11 protein-coding genes are annotated in these 12,362 nt (G+C 50.6%); 5 read left to right on the forward strand and 6 right to left on the reverse strand.

Annotated features, from left to right (window positions below):
* Positions 1-270 precede the first annotated feature (270 nt).
* Both rpsT and ABFD83_08460 read left to right on the forward strand, forming a co-directional pair.
* Positions 271-543: a 30S ribosomal protein S20 gene (rpsT, locus tag ABFD83_08455; protein MEN6357098.1), complete on the forward strand. Its 273-nt coding sequence runs from the start codon at positions 271-273 to the stop codon at positions 541-543.
* Between the two features lie 105 nt (positions 544-648).
* A complete protein-coding gene (locus tag ABFD83_08460; GenBank protein ID MEN6357099.1) occupies positions 649-1,551 on the forward strand; it encodes an AAC(3) family N-acetyltransferase in 903 nt (300 codons plus the stop codon).
* Here ABFD83_08460 and ABFD83_08465 read toward each other — a convergent pair.
* Positions 1,544-2,335, reverse strand: a complete 792-nt coding sequence (locus ABFD83_08465) for a TIM barrel protein (protein ID MEN6357100.1) — start codon at positions 2,333-2,335, stop codon at positions 1,544-1,546. The two genes, ABFD83_08460 and ABFD83_08465, sit on opposite strands and share 8 nt — an antisense overlap.
* A 128-nt stretch (positions 2,336-2,463) precedes the next feature.
* Here ABFD83_08465 and ABFD83_08470 point away from each other — a divergent pair, with 128 nt between their 5' ends.
* Positions 2,464-2,835, forward strand: coding sequence for a cyclophilin-like fold protein (locus ABFD83_08470; protein ID MEN6357101.1), 372 nt, complete (start codon positions 2,464-2,466; stop codon positions 2,833-2,835).
* Between the two features lie 27 nt (positions 2,836-2,862).
* Entirely contained in the window at positions 2,863-4,470 is a 1,608-nt protein-coding gene (locus ABFD83_08475) for an alpha-amylase family glycosyl hydrolase (GenBank protein ID MEN6357102.1), read from the forward strand.
* A gap of 315 nt (positions 4,471-4,785) precedes the next feature.
* Here the strand turns inward: ABFD83_08475 and ABFD83_08480 are convergent, their stop codons facing one another.
* Positions 4,786-6,087 carry a thymidine phosphorylase gene (locus ABFD83_08480; protein MEN6357103.1) on the reverse strand — a complete coding sequence of 434 codons (1,302 nt, stop codon included), beginning with the start codon at positions 6,085-6,087 and terminating at the stop codon, positions 4,786-4,788.
* 163 nt (positions 6,088-6,250) lie between these two features.
* On the opposite strand from ABFD83_08480, the gene ABFD83_08485 reads away from it, so the two are divergent.
* Positions 6,251-6,889, forward strand: coding sequence for a hypothetical protein (locus tag ABFD83_08485; GenBank protein MEN6357104.1), 639 nt, complete (start codon positions 6,251-6,253; stop codon positions 6,887-6,889).
* Here ABFD83_08485 and ABFD83_08490 read toward each other — a convergent pair whose 3' ends face one another.
* From ABFD83_08490 to ABFD83_08505, 4 genes are all read right to left on the reverse strand, one after another.
* On the reverse strand, positions 6,890-9,268 hold the full coding sequence (locus ABFD83_08490; GenBank protein MEN6357105.1) for a hypothetical protein: 2,379 nt from the start codon (positions 9,266-9,268) through the stop codon (positions 6,890-6,892).
* 195 nt (positions 9,269-9,463) lie between these two features.
* Positions 9,464-9,781 carry a hypothetical protein gene (locus ABFD83_08495; GenBank protein ID MEN6357106.1) on the reverse strand — a complete coding sequence of 106 codons (318 nt, stop codon included), beginning with the start codon at positions 9,779-9,781 and terminating at the stop codon, positions 9,464-9,466.
* Positions 9,782-9,861: 80 nt separating this feature from the next.
* The gene (locus ABFD83_08500; GenBank protein ID MEN6357107.1) at positions 9,862-10,389 is read right to left on the reverse strand and encodes a hypothetical protein; all 528 of its coding nucleotides are present in this window, start codon (positions 10,387-10,389) and stop codon (positions 9,862-9,864) included.
* Positions 10,390-10,550: 161 nt separating this feature from the next.
* Positions 10,551-12,320, reverse strand: coding sequence for an NADH-dependent [FeFe] hydrogenase, group A6 (locus tag ABFD83_08505; GenBank protein ID MEN6357108.1), 1,770 nt, complete (start codon positions 12,318-12,320; stop codon positions 10,551-10,553).
* Positions 12,321-12,362 lie beyond the last annotated feature (42 nt).

The raw sequence follows: 12,362 nt of genomic DNA on the forward strand, positions 1-12,362 counted from the left end.
CCATATCTGCTTCGGGTCCTGTGGCATTTCCTTGAATCGCGGCATTACATCAATCCTCCCATATAGGAGTTCGACAACTATACCGCAAATTCATGTCTCTTCGCTTATTCTTTTTGAGACAGCTTCATCGTATCCGAAGCATATTCGTGCGCAGAGAACTGAACTCATTGTTGCGATTGTTTTGCTATTGCACTTTCTTTGAGTAAGTGTTATATTAGTAAGGTTGTCGATACGAGCACTCTTATGGCAAGGACAGGGGGTGAAACCTAGTTGCCGAATATTAAGTCAGTTGTTAAAGACGTCAAGAAGTCTCGCGAGCTGAGGCAGCGAAATCTGGACACAAGGTCCAAGATCAAGACCTTTGTTAAGAAGACCAAGGCCGCACAGGATGCCACGGCCGATACAGCCACAGCGTTCCTCAATGAGACTGTGAGCATAGTAGACAAGGCGGCAAAGCGCGGTATTATTCATCCGAACGCTGCTGCCAGACGCAAGTCCAGGCTTATGAAGCGCGCCGCTTTCAAGGCAAATGCGCAGGCATAGCCGACGTCAATTAATAGATTTTTTAGACTGAGAGGTGAGCTTTGCCGCCTCTCTTTCTCTATGTACGTTATGCGTTTTGGGTTATGAGTTGTGAGTTATGGGCTGATGGTCACCAAAAAGCACATTGAGATGGGACTCAATAAGATCGGGCTCGGCAGCGGTGATGTTGTCGTAGTTCACAGCTCGCTGTCGAGCTTTGGTAGAGTCGACGGCGGAGCCGAGGCTGTTGTCGATGCGCTGCTGGAGACTATCGGCGAGCAGGGAACACTTGTAGTGCCCACATACACATATGGTTTGGATGTGTATGATCCTCAGAGATCATCATCACTCTGCGGAGCCATTACGGAGGCTGTTCGCAAACGTCCAAATGCTCTACGCAGCCTGCACCCCACTCACTCGGTCGCAGCAATCGGAGCACTGGCAGATGTAATTACCGGCGGTCATGAAAAAGTCCACGCATTTGCCCGCGGATCGGCGCTGTTCAATGTCCTCCAGGCTCGAGGCAAGATTCTCCTGCTCGGCGTTTCGCATAAATCGGACTCCATGATCCACGTTGCCGAAGAGATCGCAAACCTGCCGTATCTGGAACGGTCGAGGCAAATAGATGTCAAGAACGCACAGGGCAAGACCGTCCAAAAATGGGTTCGCAGGCCAGGCTGCAGCCACGGTTTTGATGCAATTGAAGAAATCCTGGATGAGCACGACGCCGTCCGTGAGACAACAATAGGCGAGTGCCGTGCGCAGATTATGGCCGCAAGATCGGTTGTCGACGCCGCGCTTGAAGTCCTCAAGATGGACCCTGAAGGCCTTTTATGCGAAAGGCCCGACTGCGAGGTATGCGCTCAGGCCAGGGTGATGGTCGAGGCGACAGCGGTCGAAAAGCAGGACAGAGATACAATTGAGCAAGCTGAGGAAGAGGAACGCGTTCGCCGCGTGATCCAAAGACGGCTTCAGGGCGGCGAGGTCAAATTCTTTGACGCCGATGACGAATACACTTCGCCTAATTAGCCCCTATCAGAAAATCGCGAGACCGCTGGATCAGGCTCATTGCATCGTCACCATGGTTGGCAAGCTCAATACACATAATCGCCTCCTGGGGCAAAGCATGCAACTCCGGCAGCACAGCGCTCCAGTCGATATTGCCTGCTCCCGGCGGCAGATGCAGGTCCTCCTTGCCCAGGTTGTCGTTGATGTGAAGCTCTATTATAAGTTCACGGAACTCACGCAGATAGTCCTCGGTAGGCACTCCATCAAGAGCCATGCTGCGATTGGCATGACCGGTGTCTATGCAGATTCCCAGCCCTATGGACAGTGGGTCTGAGCCGATAATATCGAGAGCGCGCCTCATCATCGCGATACCTGTGCGCCCGCTGTTTTCAAATGCAAGCCTGATTCCAGAGTCCTGAGCGAACTTGCATATATCACGAAGGATTTGTGGTGACGGCGGATTATTGCAGCGCTCCAGTCCGAACGTGGCCGGATGCACCACCAGCACACTCCCACTAAAACTTGCGACCATAGGAATTTCGGCCATGAGCTTGTCATAGTTCCACTCGAACTGGTTTGTATGACAAGTCAGAAACTTAGCCTCTTTGCCTATCTCGCGAACCTGCTCGATCGCCTGCTGAGTATATGGAGTGTAATTATACTCCGAGAGAAAAACCTCTACTCCAATCCCGAAGTCCACAATCTCTTTCGCACAGTCGGCAACCGGCATGCAGTCACTTTCAGGGTCATCATGAGGAAAAAACACATAAACTGATGCGCTGAGGTAGTTTTGTATATCGGCCATTTCACTCTCCTTGTGAGATCGAGAAACTTAACTATACGACGAGTATGATCCCAATCCCTCTTTACTACCATCTAAAACCCTGCAATAATAGTCTGGTTAACAATCAAGCGAACTATTGGAGGTTATATATGCCGAACAAGATCAAAATTTTAGCCGGGTCTGTAACACAGACCGCGACCCTCAATGACAGCGCATGCGCAAAGAGAATCTTTGATGCACTGCCGATAGAGACAAACGGTAGCACCTGGGAAGACGAGATATACTTTGAAATCCCTGTAGACTGCAACAGTGAGAACCCACAGGAGACAGTGGAACTGGGCGACCTGGCCTACTGGCTGGCTGGAAGCTGCTTTTGTATATTCTTCGGGCCAACTCCTATGAGCCAGGGCAACGAGATCAGGCCCGCGAGCGCCGTTGAGGTATTCGGCAGGCTTGACGGCGACCCGAAGGAGTTCAAAAAAGTCCACAGCGGGCAAAGAGTTGTTATCGAGAGAGCATAGATATAAAGTCAGGAGATGACAATCAGGATGAATAGACCATGCCCGAAGTGGCTTGAAAACGCAGTGTTTTATGAAATATACCCGCAGAGTTTCTGTGATTCCAATGGTGACGGGATCGGCGATCTGCAGGGGATTATTGAGAAACTCGATTATATAAAAGACCTCGGATGCAACGCCATCTGGATGAACCCATGCTTTTTGTCGCCGTTCCAGGATGCAGGTTATGATGTCGCAGACTTCTATCGCATAGCGCCTCGCTACGGCACTAATGATGACGCAAAGAAGCTCTTTGCAGAAGCCGCAAAGCGCGGCATAAAGGTCTGCCTGGACCTTGTGGCGGGCCATACATCCATTGAGCATGAGTGGTTCAAGCAATCGTGCAAGCCTGAGCATAACAAATATTCAAACTGGTATGTCTGGACCAACAGCATCTGGGACGCCGGAGACTGGACCGGCAGGTTTGTTGGCGGATACGCTCAGCGCGATGGCCAGTATTTGAACAACTTCTTTTATTGCCAGCCGGCCTTAAACTATGGGTTCGCCAACCCTGACCCGAACAAACCCTGGCAGTTGCCAATGGATCACCCAGACTGCCTTGCAGTGCGGCAGGAACTCAAAAACATAATCAAGTTCTGGCTGGATATGGGCGCAACGGGTTTTCGCGTGGACATGGCCAAATCACTTATCAAAAATGACCCCGATTCGGCAGTTGTCGCAAAGCTGTGGAATGAAGTGCGCGAATGGCTAGATGCCGATTACCCGGAGGCTGTTCTTATCTCGGAATGGGGAGACCCTGTCATTGCAATTCCCGCAGGTTTTCATATCGACTTTTTGTTCCAACTTCATGTTGGTTACAACTCGCTCTTCAGATATGAGCGGGACCAGTTCTGTAACCCCACACCCGAAAACCACAGCTTTTTCCGAAAAGAAGGCAAGGGTGATATCACTCTATTCCTCGACCAGTATATGAACTACTACCGCAAGACAAAAGATAAAGGATATGTATCGCTGATAAGCGGCAACCATGATATAGGGCGGTGCTCACAGGGATGTGACAGCGAAGACCTCAAATTGATATTCGCGTTCCTGCTGACTATGCCGGGCGTGCCGTTCATATATTACGGCGATGAGATTGGAATGCGCTATCTGAGCGGTCTGCCGTCCAAGGAAGGCGGGTTCCACCGCACGGGCGCACGCACGCCGATGCAGTGGTCAGCCGAAGCCAATGCGGGCTTTTCGACTGCAGACCCGTCGAAGCTCTATCTGCCGGTAGATCCGTCACCGGATGCGCCGAATGTAGCCGACCAGCAGGGCAAGCCGGATTCACTTCTGGAGACTGTCCGCGCGCTCATAAAGCTGCGCAAGGATAACCCAGCGCTGTGCGCCGACGGAGAGTTCAGCCCGGTCTACTGGGAGCCGAACGGGTATCCGTTTGTTTTTCTTCGAACTCTGAACGGTGAGAGAATGCTGGTGGCGTTTAATCCGTCTGGCAAGCCTGCAGAGGTTGAGTTCCAGATCACCGGTTCAGGATTTAAGAACGAGCTGATGATGGGTAAAGGAGCACATATTGCAGAGTCGTCAGGTAAGATAAAGCTGAAGATGGACGGAGTGTCGTACGGCGTTTTCAAGCTTTGAATAGCTGAGAACCTGGAACCACAGATTATCAAGACAGAAGTTTTGTTTTTTTCGGGAACCTATTTTTCCTAACTCAGCGTAATGATAAAAGAAGCAACAAACGACCTTCTTTTCATTCTACCTCCTTTCTTTGACCCTGACCATCCGGTCAGGGTTGTTTTTGTACACCTGACTCTTAATTTTAAGATTTTCATATACCGGGAACGTACAAAATGTGATATGCGTAGAATAAACTGACAAAGATACTGGTTATCTTTTCTCCTTTCTCCTCCTTTCCTTCGACCCCGGTCAACTAGATCGGGGCTCTTTTTTGTACTAATATGTCAGCTCATGTATAAGTGGCGGGACTATCGAGACATCACCTATGGTATATGCTTTACAAACAGCCGACGCGACTTCGGATGTCTTCGATTCGTCGTTTGAGTAAAGCTCGGCCAATGCCTCGCCATTCTCGACTCTATCGCCAAGCTTCTTATTTGTAATTATGCCGACCGCTGGGTCTATAGAGTCTTCTTTACGCTCGCGGCCCGCGCCCAGCATGCATGCGGCCCGTCCGATAAGAGCGCAGTCGACCTCAGAGACAAACCCTGATCTCTCACTTACGACATCATACTTGTATTTCGCTTGGGGTAGCAGAGTATAATCATCAATCACGGCGGGATTGCCATCCTGAGAAGATATGATCTCTGCAAACTTCTTCAGTGCGCTTCCATTATCGAGTGATCCGGACGCTATGGCGCGACCTTCGTCCAGGGACTTGCATTGTGCAGCCATGTATAATATTATAGCCGATAGCTCTACGCATAGATGTCTGAAATCTGCCGGGCCATCACCTTTGAGAGTGTCAATCGCCTCGGCAACCTCCAGAGCATTGCCTACAGCCCTGCCCAGTGGCTGATTCATGTCCGTGATTGCAGTGCCGACTTTACGCCCCAGGTTTGTGCCGATTGCGATCATAGTCCGGGCAAGCTCCCTGGCTCGCGGAAGATCATGCATGAATGCTCCCGAGCCGACTTTAACGTCCAGCAGGATAATATCGCTCGAACAGGCTATCTTCTTGCTCATAATGCTCGCGGCGATCAGCGGAATGCTTTCGACAGTGGCCGTGACATCGCGCAGAGCATAAATCTTCTTATCGGCGGGCACTATATCATGCGTCTGGCCTGCTATCGCCGCGCCTATATCGTTCACCTGTTTTACAAACTGGTCTGGACTAAGCGCCATATTGAAGCCCGGGATGGACTCGAGTTTGTCGAGAGTGCCGCCAGTAAATCCCAGACCTCTGCCGGACATTTTAGGCACAGCCAGACCGCATGACGCCATGACCGGGATTACGACGAGTGTGGTCTTGTCCCCCACTCCACCCGTGCTGTGCTTGTCCACCTTTGTTTTGGATATTGACGATAAGTCTAATACTTCGCCGCTGTCGATCATAGCCTGGGTCATGGCGGAGGTCTCGGCAAAGCTCATACCGTTGATATACGCAGCCATAAGAAATGCCGACATTTGATAATCTGGAACCTCACCTGCTGCATAATCCATTACAATTCTGGATATTTCACCATTGGTAAGCTCACGGCAGTCTCTTTTGGCGGCAATGATATCTTGTATCCTCATCAGTTCACTCCTAATAAGAGCCAAGAGCGCAGATTCCTCACTGCGTTCGGAATGACATTACTCATAGCCTACGGGCAATGCCTATTGCATAGATTAGATTTTATCAGGAAGCAGGATGCAGTCAAGCATAGGCTGAATTATAGAGTAGATATTGGAGGCAACAATGCGCTGTAATGCGGTCTGGATATCTCTGATTATCGTAGTTATATCGATCCCGGCATATGCTCAGAGCAGCGTGCCTGCTGATTCGATGAATGGGCTGCAGATTACATTTTCGATAACACGAGACAAACTCTGGCAGATCAATGATGATTTCTGGCACGCAGGCGAGTTCGAGCGATGCATAGCAACAATGCGCCTGATAACTCAGATAGACCCGCATGACACGCAGGCCTACAGCGACGGCGCGTGGCTTATGCAAAACCAGCTCAGAGACGATGAGGCAGAGGTCTTTCTGCTGGAAGGCCTTGCTGATAACGGTGATATATACGATCTGTATTTCGAGGTCGGATATTATTATTACACGCATGAGAGGTTCAATGAAGCGGTAGACTATCTCATTGCAGCTTCGACTTTTGATGCACCGATGCCGGTTTGGCACACACTCGCTCATGCATATGAGAGTGCAGGCTACGCCGAGTCGGCTCTGGGCGTATGGGCGCTCAGGAGCGCGGTCGACCCCGAAAACCCCGTGCCTCAAATGCAGATTGAGCGTATACTAAGCGGCGGGCCTGCATCAGACATTCCCAGGTTTCTCTCTCAGGCAAGGCAGGAGCGCAAAGCAAGAGCCGGAATAAAGTAATCAGTCGACTACATTCAATACGATAATCTTTCCGGTATCCGTCTTTTCAGGCGCAAGAACACCGTCTAGAATTGTAAATGAGCCCGCCGTCAATGAAGCGCTCTGGGTCGGTCTGACGTAGACATACTGGTTCTTTCCGCTGGCGCCCATGCCAGATTTGAACTTCCATAACCCATTGTCTGCTGCCTCGGGGTAACCCCACAACCTCACGAGCAGCCCAAAACAGAGTTTATTCGACATTGCTGTCGCCATATTGACTCCTATAGGCTCCGGAAGTGATTCGCCATGACAGATAGTATCGACGGAGGTCGGCTGAATATAACGCTCACCGACTGAAGTTGTGCGCATAAGGCCTGTTATACTTACTCTGTCGCCTGACTTCACTGACGCACCTGATAATACTTTCAAGCTGCATGCACGATTGTCATCCTCAATATAGAAAGAATCACTCAGAGCGGCAGTGACTATTTTGCTTACAAGGCTTACCGACAGCCCATCACTCATACTCTTTACATTACCGATAGGTTTCGAGGTCTCAACAGTGATGCCATCGGATTCGGCAGGCCCGCTCCAGACACCGCTTGTATTTGCGGCCTCGACATAAACGTAGTAAGTACATTCATCCTGCATAGAAAGGGAAATATCAATGTTGGTCTGCTTGCCGGCTGAGGTCCAGCCCTTGACGTAACCCGAGCCTGTGTCGGTCGGTGATGTGCCGACGGCGTATTTATATTCACTCACCTGCGTCTCAGGATCGGTAGCGCTCCAGGATGCATGCAGCGAGCTTGTGTTGTTGGTATACTGACCATCGTCCTGGACAGCTTCGATCACCGGAGCGGTTTGATCAGGAAGGACGGCTACAGACACAGTGCACACCGATGACAGATTGCCGACGGTGTTTTGAGCGCGCACATTGATCAAATGCTCGCCGGGAGCGACACCGGCGATTTCAAAGTTGAAATACTCAAGCACCGAATCGAACGCGCCGTCCGAAGCGGCAGCAGTTGTCCACGAGCCGCCATCGACATTATACTCAACCTGGGTAATTTTATTTATCGTGACAGGCGTGAAAGATGGTGAATCACAGGGCACATCGTATGCCGTTCCTGTAAAGTGAAGCGTGCTGTTTGTAGTCGGGCTTGCATCCTGACATTCGGCGCTGCAATTCACTGACGTGTCTATAGGATCGAATATGCCGTCGCCGTCCGAATCCAGCCAGCCTATCTGCCCGAGAGTCGAAGCGCACAAGTTATCGGAGTTGTCTTTCATAACACATGGCAGGCTGTCGGCATTGTTGTACGCACAGTTCGTGTTTGCAATGCCCAGATAGCCGTATGAGCCAAAATCGCAGGATGAGTAGCTCCCACAGTATTCATCCGCTGCGCCGAATATATGCCCAACTTCGTGTCTGAACACCTGGTCCATGCGGCTGTGCCCCCACAGACCACAGTCATATGTCATCACTACCATCGGGCCGTTCCTGTAGGCGAAGCTGTAAGTCCCATCCGGAAAACACCCGTCGGTATCATTATAGCTGTCGGCTACGTAGACACAAAAGCTCCAGTCCGTGTTATACTTTGTCCTTATGTCATTTATATATGCCAGAGTCAGGCTGGTCCCGTTTGCGTATGTGTCATAATATCCCAATGTGCCCAATGTGCTTACTATCCAAGCATCGGAAAACATTGAACTGAATGAAATGGGTTCACATTCACATGCTGCACCTAGATTTTGCGCCGGCGCATCGTAATAGACCGTCAGGCGCGCCTTTGCCTCCGATTTGTCGATCCACCAATCCATTCCCTGCACAATCTTGCCGAGCACGGATTCGATGCGGTAGCCGGACCAGTTTTCCGAACCGTTGATGCTCTCGGGAAGTATCACTCCGACTGCTATGGAGCCAATCATATATGAACTGGTCTGGTAATATCCGGGCGCCAGGGGCGAATACTGGAGATCGGCGCCCTCAGATGTGAGAGAAACAGCATCATTAACCAGCGTCGAAGAAGCCTGGTCGGCAGAAAGAAGCGCAACATGGCGTGAGCACAATGAATTCCACACTTTCAGGCCGCATACTGAATTGGGATCCAGATCGGGGAAATTGTCGGGGCTCAATGCTTGGGTAAGGACCGCGCGGACTTGCGGAAGAGATTCGAGAGCATTTTGAGAGGTGGAGTTAGCATCACATATCAGCACTTGCGGGACAAAGACATGCCTTACGGCCGCACCGGCACACTCAACACTCTTGATAGCGCTGATACATTCATCTCTGCTGTTTGTGTTCAAAACCACACATACCGTATCCGCCATAACAACAGATGCCACAAGAAACAGCACAGTGATTATAGTTAAACGCAATATTCCGCGCAGCCAGCCCAATAAGTCACCCTCCCAACAATAGTAATAGCATGCAGGCACAGGGTTGTCAAGCAAATGTATAGTATTATGCGTTTCCTGGTACAGGACATTTCGTAGTGTTCACATGGTGGTCTTCCTTACATAAGAAAATGGAACCTGTATTATAAACAGGTTCCGCTCACACATACCAGTTTTCGATGCGTACAAAACAGGTTATTACTGATCTTGGGCTTTTTCTTGCATTTCTTCTTGGATAGCTATTGCGTCCTCCTGGAGTATTTGCCTTTGCTCAGGGGTAATCATCGACATCGTCTGCATATTCATCTTTAACATGGCGCGCCTCTGTTCCTGAGGCATATTAAAGAGCATATCGGTCTGCCTTGAAACCATCAGCTTGAGAGAATCCGGATTTGCATTTAACATGGTCTGCATCACAGCGCTCATATACTCCGGCCCAATGTTGTTCATCATATCCAGATTGGCAATAATCGCCTGCTCCCTCTCCTCAGGGCTCATATTCATAAAAAGGTCCATCTGTTCTTTCGTGGTTTCCTTGAATTTGTTTACCGCCTTATTATCCTCAGCTTTTTTCGCAGCAACAGCAGCGTCATCGGTTATAACATAGACCAGCTTAAGGCCCTCTTTCTTGACAACTGGGTCCAGAGCGGCCTGGACACCTCATCGGTTTCGCTGTGAAGCACACATTTCTTTCCCGATGAACCCGCAATGATAATATCAGGAAAGCCAAGACCTGAAGCGAGCCGAATTGTAGCAGCCAATCTATCGGGCTGTTCGAGCAACTTTGAGTTGGGATCAATATAAATCTTGCGCCAGTCCAATTTTTCTGTTTTGCATATCGTTTCCAAAATCGTCTGCAAAGGCAATTCATTCAGCGAGATTCTTACTTTCTTCTTTACACTGGATTCAACGACTATCTTTTGCTTCGATTTATCCGCGAGTGCCTTAAATACATCGGCGGCATTCATGTCTTTTGCATCAATAGAAATTTTTGCTTCATCAGACTTGACCGCAGACTCAGCACTATTATTGCTGACTCCCGTCTTAATTTCATCTGCCGCAAGCGCTCCAGCACAGACTGCCAGAGTTGCTGCAACAGTCAAGCAAATACCCAGGATTTTCATCTTCTTAGATATCCTTTAGCATTCTCACGTTATGAGTTGATAATAGATAATTCGTGACCGCAAGCAATCATCCTGCTTTTGTCTACGCATTAAAATGCACTAACAAAAGGGAGGAGCCTCACAGACTCCTCCCTGCTTGCAACTTGTATTTTATATCTTGTCTACTCCACTTTCACTTTTACCGGCTGTTGCGCCTCTTGCTTACTTGTGCGACGAGACCGGGCGGTGTAGTGAGTGTGCAAAAGCTCATGGCTCTTGTGTGATAGAGGTTTGTCTAGGAACTCCTCGTATAGCTTAACAACAGCCGGGTTCTCATGGCTCTTGCGAATAGCCATGGCTTCGTCTTCATCATAGATCGCCTTAACGCGAGCCTTGCGGATTTCTTCAGAGGTAGGCTGGGGCTGGCCGCCGCCGCCGATGCATCCGCCGGGGCAGCACATGATCTCAATGAAGTGATAGTCCTTGAACTCGCCATTTTTAATTCCTTCGAGCACCTGTCTCGCATTGGCCAAGCCATGAGCGACGGCAGCCTTAACGGGCAGATCGCCGACCATAACAGTCGCCGACCGCACACCATCCATGCCTCGCACAGCTTTGATGTTGATATCCGGGACACTCTGGCCTGTGATGATCTCATAAGCGGTCCTAAGAGCCGCTTCCATAACGCCGCCTGTGTTACCGAATATAACAGCCGCACCGGTCGACATGCCAAGCGGATCATCGTAATCGCTGTCGGCAAGGCTGGGCAGGTCAATACCGGCCTCTTTCATCATACCTGCAGCCTCACGTGTCGTCAGGACATAGTCCACGTCCTGATATCCCGAATCGTTCATCTCGGGTCTGACGCACTCAAACTTCTTAGCGACACACGGCATGATAGAAACCGAAACTATATTTGCCGGGTCGATTCCCATCTTCTGGGCATAATACGTCTTGGCAAGCGCGCCGAACATCTGCTGCGGGCTCTTGCAACTCGACACATGCGGCAACAGTTCCGGGTAGTAATATTCGATAAACTTGATCCATCCCGGTGAGCACGATGTAAGCTGCGGGAGCACCCCACCCGTCTTTATACGCTCGATAAGCTCGCTGCCCTCTTCCATGATCGTGAGGTCGGCGGTGAAGTCTGTATCCATCACCCGGTCGAACCCCATCATCTTAAGGGCTGTAACCATCTTACCGGTCACGCGGCTTCCGGCGGGCATGCCGAACTCCTCACCTATGGCCGCGCGCACTGCCGGGGCAGTCTGCACAAGCACATGCTTGGCCGGGTCATATATCGCCTCCCAAATCTTGGCGGCTGGGTCATTGCCCTTGAGTGCTCCTGTGGGGCACCGATTGATGCACTGGCCGCAGTTCACGCAGACCACATCAGCAAGCTCATCACCCATACCCGGCACGATCACTGCGTTCCAGCCTCGATTTGCAGCATGCAGAGCCGCCACGCTCTGGATATCGTCACAGGTGCGCACGCATCTGTTGCAGAGGATGCACTTTTCTGGATCACGGATCACAGACAAGCTCGATTGATCCTTGTCCCAAATCTTGCGCTCACCCTTGAAGCGTATATCCTGTATGCCGAACTCTTTCGCGAGGGCTTGAAGCTCGCACTTGCCGCTCTTGGCGCACGTCAGACACTCCTGTGGATGGTTCGCCAGCATAAGCTCGACTATCATCTTGCGCGCCTCACGCACTCTGGGAGTATGGGTCAAGACCTCCATCCCATCGGAGACGGGATAGCAGCAAGCGGCGCAAAGTGTCCTCTGGCCCTTGACCTCGACCGAGCACACACGGCATACGCCGTCGGGCATGAGGTCGGAGTGGTAACAGAGAGTCGGTATGTAGATTCCTGCCTTGCGGGCTGCAGCAAGGATAGTATCACCCTGTTCGGCAGTGAGTTTTTGTCCGTTTATTGTAAGGTTAATCGCCATAGTTTATCACCTTTTCCAGCGTTGAGAGGCTGCCCCCTCACC

It is taken from the genome of Armatimonadota bacterium (assembly GCA_039679645.1).
Lineage (GTDB): Bacteria > Armatimonadota > UBA5829 > UBA5829 > UBA5829 > UBA5829.

What these genes read in the sequence shown, in the direction of transcription:
- ABFD83_08460 (MEN6357099.1), top strand. Translation starts at nt 649, where the DNA reads ATGGTCACCAAAAAGCACATTGAGATGGGACTCAATAAGATCGGGCTC.
- ABFD83_08485 (MEN6357104.1), top strand. Translation starts at nt 6,251, where the DNA reads ATGCGCTGTAATGCGGTCTGGATATCTCTGATTATCGTAGTTATATCG.
- ABFD83_08465 (MEN6357100.1), bottom strand. Translation starts at nt 2,335, where the DNA reads ATGGCCGATATACAAAACTACCTCAGCGCATCAGTTTATGTGTTTTTT.
- ABFD83_08475 (MEN6357102.1), top strand. Translation starts at nt 2,863, where the DNA reads ATGAATAGACCATGCCCGAAGTGGCTTGAAAACGCAGTGTTTTATGAA.
- ABFD83_08500 (MEN6357107.1), bottom strand. Translation starts at nt 10,389, where the DNA reads ATGAAAATCCTGGGTATTTGCTTGACTGTTGCAGCAACTCTGGCAGTC.
- ABFD83_08495 (MEN6357106.1), bottom strand. Translation starts at nt 9,781, where the DNA reads ATGGACCTTTTTATGAATATGAGCCCTGAGGAGAGGGAGCAGGCGATT.
- ABFD83_08480 (MEN6357103.1), bottom strand. Translation starts at nt 6,087, where the DNA reads ATGAGGATACAAGATATCATTGCCGCCAAAAGAGACTGCCGTGAGCTT.
- ABFD83_08505 (MEN6357108.1), bottom strand. Translation starts at nt 12,320, where the DNA reads ATGGCGATTAACCTTACAATAAACGGACAAAAACTCACTGCCGAACAG.
- ABFD83_08470 (MEN6357101.1), top strand. Translation starts at nt 2,464, where the DNA reads ATGCCGAACAAGATCAAAATTTTAGCCGGGTCTGTAACACAGACCGCG.